Annotated in this window: 17 protein-coding genes; 12 read left to right on the top strand and 5 right to left on the bottom strand. The window is 69.0% G+C overall.

The genetic code is table 11. The features are described from left to right. Positions 1–33: 33 nt before the first annotated feature. On the bottom strand, positions 34–1032 hold the full coding sequence (locus tag EV148_RS09805; protein WP_131997275.1) for a LacI family DNA-binding transcriptional regulator: 999 nt from the start codon (positions 1030–1032) through the stop codon (positions 34–36). A gap of 258 nt (positions 1033–1290) precedes the next feature. On the opposite strand from EV148_RS09805, the gene EV148_RS09800 reads away from it, so the two are divergent. From EV148_RS09800 to EV148_RS09785, 4 genes are all read left to right on the top strand, one after another. After that, entirely contained in the window at positions 1291–1707 is a 417-nt protein-coding gene (locus EV148_RS09800; protein WP_241988041.1) for a MerC family mercury resistance protein, read from the top strand. Positions 1708–1777: 70 nt separating this feature from the next. Beyond that, entirely contained in the window at positions 1778–2731 is a 954-nt protein-coding gene (locus EV148_RS09795) for a cation diffusion facilitator family transporter (protein WP_131997272.1), read from the top strand. An 85-nt stretch (positions 2732–2816) separates the two neighbouring features. Beyond that, positions 2817–3002 carry a 30S ribosomal protein THX gene (locus EV148_RS09790; protein ID WP_131997269.1) on the top strand — a complete coding sequence of 62 codons (186 nt, stop codon included), beginning with the start codon at positions 2817–2819 and terminating at the stop codon, positions 3000–3002. Positions 3003–3230: 228 nt separating this feature from the next. Further along, on the top strand, positions 3231–3440 hold the full coding sequence (locus EV148_RS09785) for a cold-shock protein (protein WP_131997266.1): 210 nt from the start codon (positions 3231–3233) through the stop codon (positions 3438–3440). A 249-nt stretch (positions 3441–3689) separates the two neighbouring features. On the opposite strand, the gene EV148_RS09780 is transcribed toward EV148_RS09785, so the two are convergent. Continuing rightward, a complete protein-coding gene (locus EV148_RS09780; protein WP_131997263.1) occupies positions 3690–4571 on the bottom strand; it encodes a PhzF family phenazine biosynthesis protein in 882 nt (293 codons plus the stop codon). A 40-nt stretch (positions 4572–4611) separates the two neighbouring features. Next, positions 4612–5550, bottom strand: a complete 939-nt coding sequence (locus EV148_RS09775; RefSeq protein WP_131997260.1) for a CorA family divalent cation transporter — start codon at positions 5548–5550, stop codon at positions 4612–4614. Positions 5551–5634: 84 nt separating this feature from the next. Here EV148_RS09775 and EV148_RS09770 point away from each other — a divergent pair, with 84 nt between their 5' ends. Both EV148_RS09770 and EV148_RS09765 read left to right on the top strand, forming a co-directional pair. Beyond that, a complete protein-coding gene (locus EV148_RS09770; RefSeq protein ID WP_131997257.1) occupies positions 5635–6258 on the top strand; it encodes a rhomboid family intramembrane serine protease in 624 nt (207 codons plus the stop codon). Positions 6259–6391: 133 nt separating this feature from the next. Beyond that, a complete protein-coding gene (locus EV148_RS09765) occupies positions 6392–7321 on the top strand; it encodes a 5'-nucleotidase (RefSeq protein WP_131997254.1) in 930 nt (309 codons plus the stop codon). A 13-nt stretch (positions 7322–7334) separates the two neighbouring features. Here the strand turns inward: EV148_RS09765 and EV148_RS09760 are convergent, their stop codons facing one another. Beyond that, positions 7335–7859, bottom strand: coding sequence for a hypothetical protein (locus EV148_RS09760; RefSeq protein ID WP_131997251.1), 525 nt, complete (start codon positions 7857–7859; stop codon positions 7335–7337). Between the two features lie 68 nt (positions 7860–7927). Here EV148_RS09760 and EV148_RS09755 point away from each other — a divergent pair, with 68 nt between their 5' ends. Continuing rightward, positions 7928–9838 (top strand): hypothetical protein, encoded by a 1911-nt coding sequence (locus EV148_RS09755; RefSeq protein ID WP_131997248.1) that lies wholly within the window; start codon positions 7928–7930, stop codon positions 9836–9838. Positions 9839–9850: 12 nt separating this feature from the next. Here the strand turns inward: EV148_RS09755 and EV148_RS09750 are convergent, their stop codons facing one another. Next, a complete protein-coding gene (locus tag EV148_RS09750; protein ID WP_131997245.1) occupies positions 9851–10654 on the bottom strand; it encodes a polysaccharide deacetylase family protein in 804 nt (267 codons plus the stop codon). A gap of 114 nt (positions 10655–10768) precedes the next feature. Here EV148_RS09750 and EV148_RS09745 point away from each other — a divergent pair, with 114 nt between their 5' ends. The 5 genes from EV148_RS09745 to EV148_RS09725 are packed head-to-tail and all read left to right on the top strand — an operon-like array spanning position 10769 to position 16298. After that, on the top strand, positions 10769–11941 hold the full coding sequence (locus EV148_RS09745) for an acyl-CoA dehydrogenase family protein (protein WP_131997242.1): 1173 nt from the start codon (positions 10769–10771) through the stop codon (positions 11939–11941). 11 nt (positions 11942–11952) lie between these two features. Then, on the top strand, positions 11953–12729 hold the full coding sequence (locus EV148_RS09740) for a hypothetical protein (protein WP_131997239.1): 777 nt from the start codon (positions 11953–11955) through the stop codon (positions 12727–12729). A 22-nt stretch (positions 12730–12751) separates the two neighbouring features. After that, complete coding sequence (locus tag EV148_RS09735) at positions 12752–13315, top strand: GNAT family N-acetyltransferase (protein WP_199222752.1); 564 nt, start codon at positions 12752–12754, stop codon at positions 13313–13315. Next, a complete protein-coding gene (locus EV148_RS09730; protein ID WP_131997477.1) occupies positions 13315–13965 on the top strand; it encodes a glutathione S-transferase N-terminal domain-containing protein in 651 nt (216 codons plus the stop codon). The genes EV148_RS09735 and EV148_RS09730 overlap by 1 nt, the downstream gene beginning before the upstream one ends. 26 nt (positions 13966–13991) lie before the next feature. After that, complete coding sequence (locus tag EV148_RS09725; protein WP_131997233.1) at positions 13992–16298, top strand: thiamine pyrophosphate-dependent enzyme; 2307 nt, start codon at positions 13992–13994, stop codon at positions 16296–16298. Positions 16299–16317 lie beyond the last annotated feature (19 nt).

Raw genomic sequence — 16317 nt, 5'->3', positions numbered from 1 at the left:
CCCCGGCATGCTCACGTGGCTTCGACTGGAAGGTCAGGTCGTGCCGCTCGAGGCGCGCACGACGATTTCGCACGGCAAGACTTCACTGCGCACCGGCAGCGTTCCCGGTGCTTCGAGTTCGGCGACGAGGCGGTTGAAGGCGGCGCGGCCGAGATCGGCGATCCGCACGCGCACGGTGGTCAGCTGCGGCGTCACGTAGCGCGCGATCGGCACGTCGTCGAAGCCGGCGAGTGCAATCTCGCCAGGGACATGCACGCCGTGCTCGGCGAGCGCGATGAGGCAGCCGACCGCCATCATGTCGTTGGCCGCGAAGACTGCGTCCGGCCGTCGCGCGAGCGCGGCGATGCGCAGGCCCGCCGCATGGCCCGACTCTTCGGAAAAATCGCCGTCGAGCAGCAACGCGTCGCGTGCGAGCGACGCCGCGGCAAGGGCGTCGAGCCAGCCGCGACGGCGTTCGTCGGCGTCGAGGTTGCCGGCCGGGCCGCCGATCATCGCGATGCGCCGGCAGCCGCGGGCGAGCAGGTGGCGCGTCATCGCGAAGGCGCCACCATGATTGTCGAGGTTGAGCGTCGGGAACCGCGACGGCTCCGGCGGTGCGTTCATGAGCACGGCCGGCAACGCCTCGGGCAGGCTTTCATGCAGGAACGAGGCGTCGACGTGCGGCGACATCACGAGCAGCCCGTCCACGCGACCCTGCATCGAGCGGATCGCCGCGGTGGCTTCGTCGGCGTCGCCGTGCGAGCTCGACACCAGCAGGTGCAAGCCCTGCGCGCGCGCGGCGACGTCGATGCCGCGGATGAGTTCCGAGAAGAATTCGCCGTGCAGGTCCGGCAGGACGGCGCCGATCGTCCGCGTGCGCCGCGTGATCAGGCTACGCGCGGCATCATTGGGGCGGTAGCGCAACTTGCTGGCGGCATCGAGGATGCGGTGCCGCGTCTCGTCGGTCACGTTGTCGCGTCCGTTGAGCGCGCGCGATACCGACGCGACGGACACGCCCGCAGCTTTGGCAACGTCCTTGATGGTTACGGCCATGTGCGCAACGAGTGGATGTAAACGTTTACATTATGCGGGCCGATGGCGGGATTGTCATGCTGCATCACAGCAGCCATTCCACCCGGTGTGCGGGCAGATGCCGGACGACCTGCGGGCCGCTTCGGGCAAGGTTCAGTTTTGCGTTATATTATAACAACGAGGGCTGCGGGCCCACGCGCCATCCGCTTGAAAAAGCCATCATTCACCGCCATGCCGAAGTGCGCCGCGTTACAGTGTAGCCTCGTTGGAGTCACCGAGTTGGCAGGACGCAATCCAGGACGTTTCGCGCGCTTCGCCGACCGGTTCGGGGCCACGGCCTCGTTCGCCTGCGCATTGCATTGCGCCGCGCTGCCGCTCTTGCTCGCGATCCTGCCCGCCCTCGGGCTCGGCTTCCTCGCCGATCATGCGTTCGAGCGCGCGTTCATCGCCTTCGCGAGCGCGCTCGCATTGGCGTCGCTCGCCTTCGGATTCCGGCGCCACCGTCGTTTCCGGGCATTCGGTTTCCTCGTTCCCGGTGTCCTCCTCCTCGTCGCGGGCGTCGTCGTCGACGTCGACGGACGCCCGTTCGTGCATGCGTTGCTGGTGAGTTTCGGCGGCATGCTCGTCGCGCTTTCGCACCTCGCCAACCTGCGCCTCGCCCATGCGCACGTGCACGATGCCGCGTGCGGCCATTGAGCGGCGGTGATTGTGTAACCGTCGCCGTCGCGCCTAGCATCCGCCCGATGCAGCCACGCCCGCGCTCGCCGTGAACCCCTCGCACCACCACCCGCACCACCCGCACCACGCGCACGCCGGTCACCATCACGGCCATGCCCGCACGCCGGGCAGCGTGCGCGAGCGGCGATTGCTGGTCGCGTTCGCGCTGACCGCGTGCACGCTCGTCGGCGAGGCCGTCGGCGGATGGCTGTCGGGTTCGCTCGCGCTGCTCGCCGATGCGGGCCACATGCTCGTGGACGCGCTGGCCTTGCTGTTCGCCTGGCTCGGCGCACGCTTCGCGCAGCGGCCGCCCGACGCGCGACGCAGCTTCGGCTACGCGCGGCTCGAGGTGCTGGTCGGTTACACGAATGCGCTCGCGCAGTTCGTGCTCGTCGCCTGGATCATCGCCGAGGCGGCGGGGCGCCTGCTGCAGCCGACGATGATCCTGAGTGGCACGATGCTGGTCGTCGCGATCGGCGGCCTGCTCGTCAACGCGCTGGTGCTGCGCGTGCTGCACGATCACGACCACGACGACGTCAACACCGCGAGTGCGCGCCTGCACGTGCTCGGCGACCTGCTCGGTTCGTTCGGCGCGGTGGCCGCGGCGCTGCTGATCCGCTGGTTGGGCTGGAACTGGGCGGACCCGGCGATCTCCGTGCTCGTGTCCGTGCTGATCCTCGGCAACGCCTGGCAACTGCTGCGCCGATCCGGCCACATCCTGCTCGAGGGCACTCCGAACGGCTTCGACGCGGCGAATGTCGCCACGACGCTGCAGGATGCCGGCCTCGGCATCCTCGACGTCCATCACGTGCACCTGTGGGAGCTGTCCGGCGGGCGTGCGATGGCGACCCTGCATGCGCGCATCGGGCCGGGCACCGACGCCGACCAGGCGATCGGAGGCGCGCAGCGCGTGCTGCGCGAGCGCTTCGGCATCGCCCATGCGACGGTACAGGTCGAAACGGCCGACTGCGCCGCAGGGCCCTGCGGAGGCGCGCACGCCTGATGCCTCCGCTGCGCGGGCGTGCTTGCGCCGCAGTGGCGGGCTGCTATCCTGCGCGCCCGTTTACCGAATCGTCACAGGAGTCATCATGGGCAAGGGCGACCGCAAGACCCGCAAGGGCAAGATCGGCATCCGCAGTTACGGCAACGTGCGTCCGCATTCCTCGAAGAAGGCCGGCGGCGCGGCCAAGCCGGTCGCCAAGACCGCCAAGCCGGCGGTCAAGAAGGCCGCCGCCCCGGTGAAGAAGGCCCCGGCCAAGAAGGCGGCGGGCTGACGGAAATCCCGTCCAACGGGGTCTTTACAAGGAATTAGCATTCGCAAACGAATGCGGGTATAGTCGAGCGCACTGTGTTTGCTAGGGTCACTGTGAATCGTGGCCTTTGATGCAGTTGATCCTAAGACGATCCGCTCATCGTTTCGCCTCGCTAGCTCCCGGCAACCCAGTCTCGGACGTGGAATAGTTCCGCGCTCGCGATGTTCAACGTGTTTTCAGGAGTTTCAGATGTCGAATCGTCAGACCGGTACCGTCAAGTGGTTCAATGATGCCAAGGGTTTCGGTTTCATTACCCCGGAGAGCGGCCCGGACCTGTTCGTGCACTTCCGCGCGATCATGGGCACCGGTTTCAAGTCGCTGCAGGAAGGCCAGCGCGTGAGCTTCGTTGCCGTGCAGGGTCAGAAGGGCATGCAGGCCGATCAGGTCCAGGTGATCTGATCCCGCCGCCCAGCGTGATTTCAAAGCCCCGGGCGGAAACGCCCGGGGCTTTTTCTTTGTTCTTTGTTCACCCTGGCGCCGGACGTGGCCGCGCGGGGTCGCGTCGCAAGCGGCCAATCGACGTCATTCCCGCGAAAAGCGGGAATCCATCGTGCATCTGCCCTTGGAAGCCCGGGCGCGGGAAACCACAGCAACGGTGTGGGTGCGGAAGCCCAGACGCGGCGGCAGGCCTGCAGGGAGCAGGCCGCTTCAGTGCGGCCAGTCCACCTCTCCGCGGACGACGGTCGTCGTTGCGCCGCCGACCCAGACGTCCGCGCCCTCGATGCGGACCCGCAGCGACGCGTCGCGGCCGATCTCGCGTCCCTGGCTCACGCGATAGCCGCGGGCGAGGGGACCTGCGGGCTCGCGCTGCGCGATCCAGGCGGCAATCAGGCCGTTCGCCGCACCGGAGGCCGGATCCTCGACGATGCCGACGCCGGCCGGGAACGCGCGTACGACGAGCTCGTGGCCGTCGCCGTTGCAACGTGCGAATACGCACAGGCCGAGGCTGTCGCTCGCGCGGGCGAGGCGTGCGATCGCGGCGTGGTCGGGGCGCCAGGCGCGCACCTCGTCTTCATCGAGGAACTCGGCCACCCACCAGCGCCGGCCACCCTCGACGAACGCGGGCGGCAGCGCGCCGAGCCTGACGCGTCCGAGCACGTCGCGCAGCAGCGGTTCGCCTTCCGCGCCCACGCGCAGCACGTGCGCAGCGGGCGCGCGCACGAGCAGCCGGCGGCCGGCGTCTTCGTCCTCGACACGGATCGGCAGCAGGCCGGCGCCGCACTCCTGCACCAGGCGACCGCCGGTCGCGCGCGCGATGCCGCTTTCGAGTACCGCGTGAGCGCTGCCCACGGTCGGATGGCCGGCGAACGGAATTTCCTTGTCCGGGGTGAAGATGCGCAGGCGATAGCTCGCCCCGGCCTGCGTCGGCGGCAGCACGAACGTGGTCTCGACGAGGTTGGTCCAGGCGGCGAAGCGCTGCATCTGCGCGTCGCTCCACCCGTCGGCGTCGAGCACGACGCCGAGCGGGTTGCCGCCACCCGGCGTCGCCGGGAATACGTCCAGTTGCAGGTAGCGCGAGATCGTGGGCATGCATCGGCGGCGTCGGGCAGGGCCGCGGATCATACCGCCGCTACATCCAGTTGCGCCGCTTGAACCAGAGCAGCGGCAGCACGATGCTCAGCGCGATCGCGACGAGCGCGAGCGGGTAGGCGTGCGGCGCGTGCAGTTCGGGCATGCGGTCGAAGTTCATGCCCCAGATGCCGGCCAGGATCACCGGCGGAATCGATACGACCGAGGCGACGGTGAGGATCTTGATCACGTCGTTCTGGTCGATGTTGATGAAGCCGAGCACGGCGTCGAGCAGGAACTGCAGCTTGTCGGTGAGCTGGCTGTCGAACTCGCACAACACGTCGAGGTCCTTCTGCGCCGCGTGCAGGTGCGCGAGCGCGGGTTTGCCGAACCATGCCGGCGCTTCTTCGCGCAGCGCGAGCACGAGGCGCAACAAGCCGGTCGCCGACAGGCGCAGGCGCGCGAGGCGCGTTTCCACGCGGCCGATCTCGGCGAGCGTCGAGCGCAGCAGGGCGGTATTGCGCCGCCCGCTGTCGAAAATGCGCGTCGACAAGGTGCCGACCTCGGCCGCGACGGCCTCCATGCGGTCGGCGGCGCTGCCGACGATCGACTGCACCAGCGTGACGAATGCGTCGGTGCTGGTGCCCGCTGCGGCCGCGCGGACGCGCTCCGCGGCGAGATCGAATGCAGGCGAGGGCGCATAGCGCAGCGAGACGAGGTATCGCTGCGTCAGCACGAAGCCGACGGGGCTCGGCGCGACGTCGTCGTCGGGGCTGAAATACGGAATGCCGAGACGCAGCACGTCGCCGGCGATGCCGACGCGATTGGACAGTTCGATTCCGCCGAGATGCTCGCGATCCGGCAGGCGCAGGCCGGTCGCGGCTTCGACCTGCGTGCGCTCGCCCGCATCGCCGCCGACGAGGTCGAACCAGCAGCCGTCGGTGCCGGCGACGCCGGTCGTGGTGGCCGATGCGGCGCTGGAGGCGTGGCAGGTCAGCATGCGATGGTTTCCACTCGCGCGCTTGTTCGCGGCGGCGCGGGCATCATATATCGTCCACTCCCGTCCGCCGTCGAGCGCTGCCGCATGCCCACCGCCACCCCCGTCGTGAACGTCGCGATCATCGCCGTCACCTGCATCGTGTCGTTCATGGCGTTCTCCAATCCGCAGTTGCTCCAGCGCCTCATCCTCTGGCCGCCCGCGATCACGCGCGGCAGGGAATACTGGCGGCTCGCGACCTGCGGACTGATCCATGCCGATCCGCCGCACCTGCTGTTCAACATGATCACTCTGTACTTCTTCGGCGCGTCGATCGAGCGGTTCTACACCCAGCATACGGGCGTGCTCGGCTACCTGCTGTTCTACGTCGGTGGCCTCGTCGTGTCCTCGCTGCCGAGCTGGCAGCGCCATCGCGACGATGCCGGCTATCGCAGCCTCGGTGCGTCCGGTGCGGTCTCCGCGGTGTTGTTCGCGTTCATCCTCTGGCATCCGTGGACGACGATCTACGTGTTCGTGCTGCCGGTGCCCGCGATCCTCTACGCCGTGGCCTACATCGCCTATACGATCCACATGGACCGCCAGCGCAGCGACAACGTCAACCACAGCGCGCACCTGTGGGGTGCCGCGTACGGCGTCGTCGCGACCGTGCTGGTCGAACCGCGCCTGCTCGGCGCGTTCTTCGGCCAGTTGCTGCGTCCGTCGCTGATGTAGACACCGCTTGCAAGCACGATGCGGATGCCGACAATCGCAACGAGCCATCCACGGAGCAGGACATGAGCCACGCGGGTCCGCACACGCCCGAGATGCCGGCCTCCGGCGGCCGCAGCCGTTGAGCGGAGCACGCATGCTTCCGTCCGCCGGCGGCCCCCACGCGCACGCGAACGCTTCCCCGGGCGGCAACCTCGTCGTCGCGATCTCCTCGCGCGCGCTGTTCGACCTCGGCGACAGCCACGAATTGTTCGAGCGCGAAGGCGTCGACGCGTTCGCGCGCCACCAGATCGAACGCGAGGACGAGCTGCTCGCGCCCGGGATCGCCTTCCCGCTGGTGCAGAAGTTGCTCAACCTCAACCGGGCCGCGCCCGAGGCGCCCCGGGTGGAAGTGATCCTGCTGTCGCGCAACTCGGCCGACACCGGCCTGCGCATCTTCAATTCGATCGAGCACTACGGCCTCGACATCGCGCGGGCCGCATTCACGCGCGGCGCGCCGACGTCGCCGTACGTACATGCGTTCGGCGCGGACCTGTTCCTCTCGGCGAACCCCGACAGCGTCGCGCAGGCGCTGCGCGCGGGCATCGCTGCGGCGACGATCCTGCCATCGAAGGCGCCGCAACGGCAGTCCGACCAGCTTCGCATCGCGTTCGACGGCGACGCGGTGCTGTTCGGCGACGAATCGGAACAGGTGAGCGAGAGCGCCGGCATCGACGCGTTCCACCGGCACGAAACCGAGCGCGCGCGCGAGCCGCTGTCCGGCGGCCCGTTCCGTGGCTTCCTCGATGCGCTGCATCGCCTGCAGCAGGCCTTCCCGAGCGAGGCGTCGCCGATCCGGACCGCCCTCGTGACCGCGCGCTCCGCGCCCGCGCACAAGCGCGTGATCCTGACCTTGCGCGAGTGGGACGTGCGCATCGACGAGGCACTGTTCCTCGGCGGTCGTCCCAAGGGCCCGTTCCTCGAGGCGTTCGGTGCCGACATCTTCTTCGACGACTCGGTCGCCAACGTCGAATCCGCGCGCCGGCACGTCGCCACCGGCCACGTGCCGCGCCGGCTGGGCGGGTGAACGCTGCCGGCGGTCAGAACGGGCCGAGGGCGTGCGCCTTCGCGACGAGCGCGCGGCGGACGTTCTCGTGCAGGGGCTTGTGCCAATGCACGATCAGGTGCTCGTGGCCGGCATCGACGAAACCCGCGGCGGTCGCGACTTCCAGCGCGCGCCTGTCGCCGCAATGACCGAAGAATGCGTCGCAGCAGTCGGCGTAGCGCGCGAACGCGTACTTGAGCACGAGGTACCAGACGCCGCCGGCCGCTTCGATCGCGGCGCGGTGCGCCGGTTCCATCGCGCGGATCGTCTCGCCGTTGCTGCACGAGCCGCCCGACAGGTAGATGTCGCCGAACGGCCGCATGTGCGAGTAGCCGGCCAGGCGAAAGCCGTCGCGAGGGTTGCCATAGAGGGCGACGAGGTGGCGTCCGGACGGTGGCGGCGCCGATGCGAACTTGCGCCGGAACAGGTCGCCGGCGACGAACTGCGCGTCGTCGATTTCGGTGATCGTGAAGAACGCGCGCAGCGGTTCGGGGATCGTGTGCAAGGCGTCGTGTTCCATCGCGGGTCCGGGCGGTCGATCGCGCCGAACTGTAGCGCGACGGCGATGGGCGCACCACGCAGGCGTGCATGCTAGGCTCGCGCACCCCGCTTGCCTGCATGCCCGTGTTCCAGACCGCTTCCTTGCCCGGACGTCGTCCCGGCGCGCGTGATCCGTGGCGCATCGCCGCGTACGCCTTCATCGCCCTGATGTATGCGATCCATGTCCGCGCGGCGCTCAATTCGCAGGCCGTGCCGGATTTCTGGCGCGACTTCTACTGGGCCAGCGCGATCGCGCACGGCGAGGCATTCCCGTTCGCGGGTCCGCAGATCTACCAGATGGTCGAACTCGGGCCGTGGTGGTTCTACCTGCTCGCGTTGCCGGTACGCCTCGGCGCGGGCAGCGCCGGCACGCTGGTCTTCGTGCAGCTGCTCGCTGCATCGAAGTATCCGCTGGCCTGGCGGCTCGGCGCGCGAATGGTCGATACGCGTTTCGGGCTCGCCTGCGTCGTCGGTCTCGCGGTCGCCGGCTGGTCGGCGGCAGGGCTGGTGTTCCCTTCGCACATCGCGCTGGTGGAGCTCGTGCTGTTGCTGCTCGCCGCGGTGACGTGGCGCTGTGCGGTGATGCTGTCGACGCGCAACGCGCTGCTCTACGGCTTCGCCTGCGCCGCGTGCATCCATGCGCATCCGACCACGGTCACGTTCGTCGCCGCCTCGGGCGTGTTCCTGCTGTGGCGGCACCGTTCGAGGGCCGCCTTCGCGCGGCTGGCGCTCGCGGCGTCCATCGTGCTGCTCAGCCTGCTGCCGCCCTGGCTGGACCGCGACGCGGTCACCGAGCATGCGCTCAAGCCGTTGTCCGGCTACCTTGGCGGCGACGTCGGCGTCGGGCTGCTGCACCGCATCCCCGGGGTCGCCTGGGGCGTGCTCGCGGTCGGTGCGTGGTGGGGGCTGCTGCTCATGACGCCGTTGCCGCTCGCCGCCGCGCAGGCCGCCTGGTGGCTCTACTGCCTGTGCCTCGTTTTCGTCGCGGCCGGTTACGCCCGGTTGCCGGCTGTCGCGCCCGCATCCGGCGTGCGCCTTCGGTTCGTCGGCGGCCTGGCCTTCGCTGCCTTCCTCGCGCAGGTTGCCTTCGTCGTGTCGCTGCGGCCGATCACGCCGGTGTGGATGGTGCCCTCGTGCGTGCTGCCGCTCGCGCTGGCGATCGCGATCGGCTGGTACGGCTGGTTCGCGCGCCCGGGCCTTGCGCGCCGCGCCGGCACGCTCGCGCTCTGTGTCTACGCCGCGATCGTCGTCGCGCCGTATTCGCTGTTCCTGCACGACATCCGCGAACTGCGCCAGATGCCCGGGGCGAATCCGTACTATGACGCCGGGGACCGCAGTGACACCTTCGTGACCGCGCCGGTGCCGTTCTATCCCGCCGTGCGCATCGACCGGATCGCGCGCGAGCTGTGCCGACCCGCGACGCTGCATGCGCGGCTGGCGGCAGTCGTCGAAGCGACGTTCGCGGCGCCCGTGCGCGACGCCTGCGGCCATTGGCCGGAGTTCCGCTTCGGCGGCACCGCAGGCGACCACCATCTCGCCGGCCTGCGTTCCCATGCGGCGCGCGCGAGCGGCGTCGCGCCGGCGCGCGTCGTGGCCGGCATGGCGCTGTACGAGCACGTGCGGCCGATCGCACCGGAGCAGGGCGGGCGCGCCGAGCGCCTGCGTCGCCTGCAGATCGATCCGGACAGCGCAGCGGGATCGCCGCGACCGGCCACGTTCGAATTCGATGCCGAGGCCGGCGATGCAGTCGTGTTGACCAACCGGCTGCCGCTCGCGGCACCGATGACGATCGATGCCGTGGTCGCCGGGGGCCAGCCGGCACGCCTCGCCGACGACGACGGTAGCGAGCGCGTGTACCTGTGCGCGGCCTGCGCCGATGGCGCGCGCGTGCACTGGCGTGTCGACGTGCAGGCGGTCATCGGCAACATCGATCTCGTCGTCCTCGAACGCGCGCGCTGACCCCCGCGCCGATCAGCCGGCCAGCAGGCGCTCGAGTTCGCCGGGCGACTTCCAGTGGGCGCCGGCGATGTAGCGCGGCAGGTTCCAGCGGTGCGCGCCCGGGCTGACGGGCGCGGCCTCGGTACCGAACGCCGCGCGCAGGCGATGGCGGCCGGCGTGGCCGGGCAGGTATTCGCGCAGCAGGTAGTCGTTGGTTTCCCCGTACGGATAGGCGAACAGCCGGCTGCGCCGCGGCGCGAGGAAGGCGTCGAGCCAGTCGGCGGCCTGGCGGATCTGTGCGTCGGCGGCGTCGTAGTCGTCGATCGTGCGGAACGTGCCGGCGCGGTCGGTCGCGCCGGGCAAGGTCGGATGGTTGTGGTCCCAGCCGTGGCTCTCGATCGCGAGCAGGCCCTCGGCCTGGGCCGGGCGCCACCACTCGTCGCCCCACCAGCCGCGCCCGGCGAGGCAGGTGCGATCGAGCGTCGCACGCGCTTGCGGCGAGACGATGACGAAGCTCGTCGCGTGCACCGGTGCGCCGCTTTCCGCGGCGAAATCGCGCAGGATGCCGGCGAAGCCGCGCTGCGGACCCCAGGTCGGGTGGTCGATGTCGTGCCAGTCGAACCAGGAGCCGTCGTCGAAGCTCAACGCGACGGCGCCTTCCACCGCGCTCGCGGGCGCGTCGCCGAGCAGCACGTCGACGACCGTCGCGAGCGGCACGACGCGCAGGCCGAGCCGCGCGAGCAGGCGCAGGTCGGTGGCCAGCGCGACGTGGTCGTTGTCCGCGTAATCGTTTCCGGAGACGTTGTTGGAATGGTAGGCGAGGACGGGGACGCGCATGGCGGTAGCCGGGTTCGGGGGGCCGAGTATGCGGTACGGCGCGGCGCGGATGCATGGCCGGGCAGGCGGCGGGCCGCTACACTATCGCGCTTTGCCCGCGCCCGGATCCGAGCCATGCCTGCCACCCCGCTGAACCCGACCGACCTCTACGACATCCGTTCGATGCTGTCCGACGAAGAGCGCATGGTGCAGGACACCGTCGCGCGCTTCACCGACGAGCGCGTGCTGCCGATCATCGGCGACTGTTTCGACAAGGGGCGCTTCCCGACCGAGTTGATCCCGGAGATGGCCGAACTCGGCCTGCTCGGTTCCTCATTGCCGGTCGAATACGGCTGCGCGGGCATGAACGGCGTCAGCTACGGCCTCGTCTGCCAGGAACTCGAGCGCGGTGACTCGGGCATCCGCAGCTTCGCCTCGGTACAGAGCTCGCTGTGCATGTACCCGATCTACGCCTACGGCAGCGAGGAGCAGCGCAAGCGCTGGCTGCCGGAGATGGCGGCCGGCAAGGTGATCGGCTGCTTCGGCCTGACCGAGCCGCACGGCGGCTCCGATCCGGCCAACATGAAGACGAACGCGAAGAAGGATGGCGCCGACTGGATCCTCAACGGCGCCAAGATGTGGATCACCAACGGCAACCTCGCGCACATCGCGATCGTCTGGGCGCAGACCGACGAGGGCATCCAGGGCTTCATCGTCGAGAAGGGCATGCCCGGCTTCACCGCGCAGGAAGTGCACAAGAAGATGAGCCTGCGCGCGTCGGTCACGAGCGCGCTGTTCTTCGACAACGTGCGCGTGCCGGAGGCGAACCGCCTGCCCAACGTGAAGGGCCTCAAGGGCCCGCTCGGCTGCCTCACCCAGGCGCGCTACGGCATCACCTGGGGCCCGATCGGCGCGGCGATCGCCTGCTTCACCGAAACCACCGAATACGCGAAGAACCGCACGCTGTTCCAGCGCCCGATCGCGGCGACGCAGGCGGTGCAGATCAAGCTCGCGGACATGGCGCGCCGCATCACCCTCGCGCAGCTCCTGTCGCTGCAGCTCGGCCGCCTCAAGGACAAGGGCGTGATGCAGCCGACGCAGGTGTCGCTGGCGAAGTGGAACAACGTGCGCATGGCGATCGACATCGCGCGCGAATGCCGCGACATCCTCGGCGGCGCCGGCATCACGACCGAGCACTGCCCGATCCGCCACGCGCTCAACCTCGAGTCGGTCATCACCTACGAAGGCACCGAAACGGTGCACCAGCTCGTGGTCGGCCGCGAAGTCACGGGCATCAACGCGTTCTGATGGCGGCATTCATGAGCGTGTCCAACGGATCGATCTTCGCCGCGTTCGCGGCGGCCCTGGCGATCATGTCATCGGGCTGTGTAACGAACACCCAACCCAGAACGCAACCGGTGACCGGTACGCGGATCGTGCTGATCGACACGCTCGATTCCGCCGTGATGAACGCACACATGGGCATGACCGTGTTCGGCAACTACAACGAACCGATCGAAAACGACTGGAATGTTCCGGCCAGTGCGGAAGCGTACGTGACCGCGCTGTTCAAGGCCGAAGGCAACGACGTGGTGAAGGTCGAGCCGGACCCGCAAAGGCTGGACGCGTTGCGCAAGGGCGCGCATCTGCGGACGGGGTGGTCCGAGTTCCACGTCGACCCGACTTTCGCGGCGTGGTTCAAGAGCCTGCTGGACGGCAATCGAGCGACCGCCGTGATCGTGCTTCGCGGCGCCGAGACGCAGGTCGTGCCCAATTCGGTCGCGAGATACAGCGGCTACGGGGTCCTTTCCATCATGGGGTTCAAGCCGAGCGAGGCGACGCTGTTCTCGCTCGTCTACGCGGACGTCCTCACCGGGGAGCCGCTGGCGATGATGAGGCACGAAGGCCCGGTGCGATGCCGGAAGCGTATTCCGACCGCATCCATGGACGTGGCCAATCTCAAGGATTTGACCGCGAAGGACCTGCAACCGTTTCGCGAGGACCTCGTGCGGATCGTCAATCGCGGCATCGGACACGATATCTCGGCGTCGGGGTTGCTCCGGAAAACGGTACCGGCCTGCGAGTTCGAGAAGTAGCCGTTACGTCGAAGGCCACTTCATGAGGACCTGTCGGATGCAGGACCCGCGCATAGAAACCGAACGTCTCCTTCTTCGCCTGCCGCGCATCGAGGATTTCGACGCGTACGCGGAGATGCACGCGAACGAGGACGCCGCGCGCCACATCGGCGGCGTGCTGCTGCGCGCGCCGGCGTGGCGCAAGTTCCTGCAGATGCCCGGTGCGTGGATGCTGCAAGGCTACGCGATGTTCTCGGTGGTCGAGAAGGCGAGCGGCCGCTGGGTCGGCCAGGCGGGGCCTTGGCAGCCGGAGGGCTGGCCCGGTACCGAGGTCGGCTGGGCATTCCATCCGTCCGCGTGGGGCAAGGGCTACGCCACCGAAGCCGCGACCGCGGCGACCGACTGGGCGTTCGCAAACCTCGGCTGGAGCGAGGTCATCCATTCGATCGCGCCGGAAAATGTCGCCTCGCAGGCGGTCGCGCGCCGGCTCGGCTCGGTCAATCGCGGCCCCGGACGCTTGCCGCCGCCGCACGAGGACGTGCGCATCGACATCTGGGGCCAGTCGCGCGAAGACTGGCTCGCACGACGCAACGGAGCACGCGCGTGATCACCATCCACGGCTATTCGCCGTCGGGCAACTGCCACAAGCTGCGCATGCTGCTCGGCCACCTCGGTCGCGTCGAAGGCCGCGATTATCGGTGGATCGAAACCGACAGCGCGCACGGCGCGACGCGCACGCCCGAGTACCTCGCCAAGAATCCGAACGGCCGCGTGCCGATGATCGAAACCGGCGACGGCCGCATCCTGGTCGAGTCGAACGCGATCCTCTACTGGCTCGCCGAAGGCACCGCGTATTTCGCGGGCGACACCTGGCAGCGCGCGCAGACGCTGTCGTGGATGTTCTTCGAGCAGTACAGCCACGAACCCTACGTCGCGGTCGCGCGCTTCATCTGCGGCTGGACGCCGCTCGATTCGCCGCGCCGTGCCGACCTGCCGCGCTTGCGCGAGCGCGGCCATCAGGCGCTCGCCGTGATGGAGAAGCATCTTTCCGCGCACGACTGGTTCGGCGCGACCGGCTACGGCATCGCCGACATCGCGTTGTACGCGTACACGCATTGCGCGGAGGAGGGCGGCATCGCGCTCGCCGCGTATCCCGCGTTGCGCGCGTGGCTCGGACGGATCGAATCGCAGCCCGGCTTCGTGCCGATGCCGCCGATCGCGGCCGAAAACGCCGAACGAATCGCACGCTCCCTCTGATCCCGCGCCTTCCGGATTCCCACGCCATGAACGCGATTCCCAATCCCATCCCCGCCCGCCACAAGAATGTCAACCGCGCCGAAGTCTGCGACCAGAATTTCGCCGAGTTCGTGCAGGCCTGGAGCGGCACGCCGCGCCGCGCACCGCGCGCCGACGAGCCGGTGCTGCCCGGCAGCCTGTGCACCGCGCTCGATTTCATCGAGCTGTTCGAATCGCAGCTGGTTTCGCGCCACCTCGACCTGATGGCGCGCGTATTGCGCGTGAAGAACAAGGTGTTCTACACGATCGGCTCGTCCGGCCACGAAGGCAACGCGATGGTCGCGCGCCTGACGCGCCATACCGACCCCGCGTTCCTGCACTACCGCAGCGGCGCGCTGATGGCCGAGCGCTTCCGCAAGCTGCCGGGCATGGATCCGATCATGGATTCGGCGCTGTCGTTCGCCGCGAGCAAGGACGACCCCGCCTCGGGCGGCCGCCACAAGGTGTGGGGCAGCAAGCCGCTGTGGGTGTTGCCGCAGACCTCGACGATCGCCTCGCACCTGCCGAAGGCGCTCGGCACCGCGGTCGCGATCGAACAGGCGCGGCGTATCGGCCATGCGTTGCCCATCCCGGCGGACTCGATCGCGATCTGTTCGTTCGGCGACGCGTCGTCGAACCATGCGACCGCGCAGACCGCGTTCAACGCGGCGCAGTGGACCGCGTACCAGAAGCTGCCCGCGCCGGTGTTGTTCGTCTGCGAGGACAACGGCATCGGCATCTCGGTGAAGACGCCGGGAGGCTGGGTAGGCAACGCGTTCCGCAATCGCGACGGCCTCGACTACTTCTACGCCGACGGCCTCGACCTGGCGGAAGGCTACGAGCAGGTCGCGCGCGCGGTCCATCACTGCCGCACGACGCGCCGGCCGACGTTCCTGCACCTGCGCACGACGCGCATCATGGGTCACGCCGGCACCGATTTCGAGATCGAATGGCGCAGCATCGAGGAACTGGTCGCGGTCGAGGCGACCGATCCGCTGCTGCGCAGCGCGGCGATCGCGCTCGAATCGGGCCTGTACACGAAGGAATCGCTGCTCGCGAAATACGAGGACATCCGCAGGAAGTGCTTCGCCGCCGCGGAAGAAGCGGATCGTCGTCCCAAGCTCGACAAGCTCGAGGACGTGATGGCGCCTCTCGCGCCGTACACGCCCGACAAGGTCGCCGCCGAGGCGAAGCGCGCCGACTACGCCGACCGGCGCCTCGCCGTGTTCGGCGGCGAGGACAAGCTGCCCGAGAAGCTCGCTCCGCGCCACCTCGCGATCCAGATCAACAACGCGTTGCACGACCTGTTCTGCAAGTACCCGGAGACCTTGTTGTTCGGCGAGGACGTCGCGCAGAAGGGCGGCGTGTACACGGTCACCAAGGGCCTGCACAAGGCGTTCAGGAACGCACGCGTGTTCAACACGCTGCTCGACGAGACGATGATCCTCGGCCTCGCGCAGGGCTACGCCAACATGGGCATGCTGCCGGTGCCCGAGATCCAGTACCTCGCGTACTTCCACAACGCCTGCGACCAGATCCGCGGCGAGGCGGCGTCGCTGCAGTTCTTCTCCAACGACCAGTACCGCAACCCGATGGTCGTGCGCATCGCCGGCCTCGGTTACCAGCGCGGGTTCGGCGGTCACTTCCACAACGACAATTCGATCGCCGCGCTGCGCGACATCCCCGGCCTCGTCGTCGGCTGTCCCTCGCGCGGCGACGATGCCGCGACGATGTTGCGCACGCTCGCCGCGCTCGCCAAGGTCGACGGGCGCGTGACCGTATTCCTCGAGCCCATTGCGCTGTACATGACCAAGGACCTGTACGAACCCGGCGATGGCCAATGGCTCACCGCGTATCCCGCCCCCGACCAGGCGATGCCGCTCGGTGAGGGCCGCATCTACGAAAGCGGCGCCGGTGTCGGCCGAGGTCCGGCCCCCGGCTCCGAGCTCGCGGATCTCGTGATCTTCACCTACGGCAACGGCGTGCCCATGAGCCTGCGCGCGGCGCGCGAGATCGAGAAGACGCTCGGCTGGACGGTGCGCACGATCGACCTGCGCTGGCTGGTGCCGCTCAACGAGGCGTTCATCGGCGAGCAGGCGAAGCGCGCCAGGCGCATCCTCGTCGTCGACGAGGGACGCCACTCCGCCGGCGTCGGCGAAGGCGTGATCACCGCGATCGTCGAGGCGGGCGAGGGCGCCAGGCCGCTGCGCCGCGTCGTCGGTGCCGACACCTATACGCCGCTCGCGGGCGCCGCCTTCCTCGTGCTGCCCGGCGACGCCGACATCGTCGCCGCGGCACGCGAGCTGGCCGGCTAGTCCATGAACGGGGGTGCCG

Origin of the sequence: Dokdonella fugitiva (genome assembly GCF_004342425.1) — a bacterium.
In the GTDB taxonomy this organism is placed as follows: Bacteria; Pseudomonadota; Gammaproteobacteria; order Xanthomonadales; family Rhodanobacteraceae; genus Dokdonella_A; species Dokdonella_A fugitiva.
This window is presented reverse-complemented; position numbering and strand designations above follow the sequence as displayed.

Excerpts from the sequence above, each read along its gene's own strand:
- EV148_RS09785 (WP_131997266.1), top strand. The coding sequence starts at position 3,231 with ATGTCGAATCGTCAGACCGGTACCGTCAAGTGGTTCAATGATGCCAAG.
- EV148_RS09780 (WP_131997263.1), bottom strand. The coding sequence starts at position 4,571 with ATGCCCACGATCTCGCGCTACCTGCAACTGGACGTATTCCCGGCGACG.
- EV148_RS09735 (WP_199222752.1), top strand. The coding sequence starts at position 12,752 with ATGAGGACCTGTCGGATGCAGGACCCGCGCATAGAAACCGAACGTCTC.
- EV148_RS09770 (WP_131997257.1), top strand. The coding sequence starts at position 5,635 with ATGCCCACCGCCACCCCCGTCGTGAACGTCGCGATCATCGCCGTCACC.
- EV148_RS09775 (WP_131997260.1), bottom strand. The coding sequence starts at position 5,550 with ATGCTGACCTGCCACGCCTCCAGCGCCGCATCGGCCACCACGACCGGC.
- EV148_RS09765 (WP_131997254.1), top strand. The coding sequence starts at position 6,392 with ATGCTTCCGTCCGCCGGCGGCCCCCACGCGCACGCGAACGCTTCCCCG.
- EV148_RS09745 (WP_131997242.1), top strand. The coding sequence starts at position 10,769 with ATGCCTGCCACCCCGCTGAACCCGACCGACCTCTACGACATCCGTTCG.
- EV148_RS09760 (WP_131997251.1), bottom strand. The coding sequence starts at position 7,859 with ATGGAACACGACGCCTTGCACACGATCCCCGAACCGCTGCGCGCGTTC.
- EV148_RS09725 (WP_131997233.1), top strand. The coding sequence starts at position 13,992 with ATGAACGCGATTCCCAATCCCATCCCCGCCCGCCACAAGAATGTCAAC.
- EV148_RS09805 (WP_131997275.1), bottom strand. The coding sequence starts at position 1,032 with ATGGCCGTAACCATCAAGGACGTTGCCAAAGCTGCGGGCGTGTCCGTC.
- EV148_RS09755 (WP_131997248.1), top strand. The coding sequence starts at position 7,928 with ATGCTAGGCTCGCGCACCCCGCTTGCCTGCATGCCCGTGTTCCAGACC.
- EV148_RS09790 (WP_131997269.1), top strand. The coding sequence starts at position 2,817 with ATGGGCAAGGGCGACCGCAAGACCCGCAAGGGCAAGATCGGCATCCGC.
- EV148_RS09750 (WP_131997245.1), bottom strand. The coding sequence starts at position 10,654 with ATGCGCGTCCCCGTCCTCGCCTACCATTCCAACAACGTCTCCGGAAAC.
- EV148_RS09740 (WP_131997239.1), top strand. The coding sequence starts at position 11,953 with ATGAGCGTGTCCAACGGATCGATCTTCGCCGCGTTCGCGGCGGCCCTG.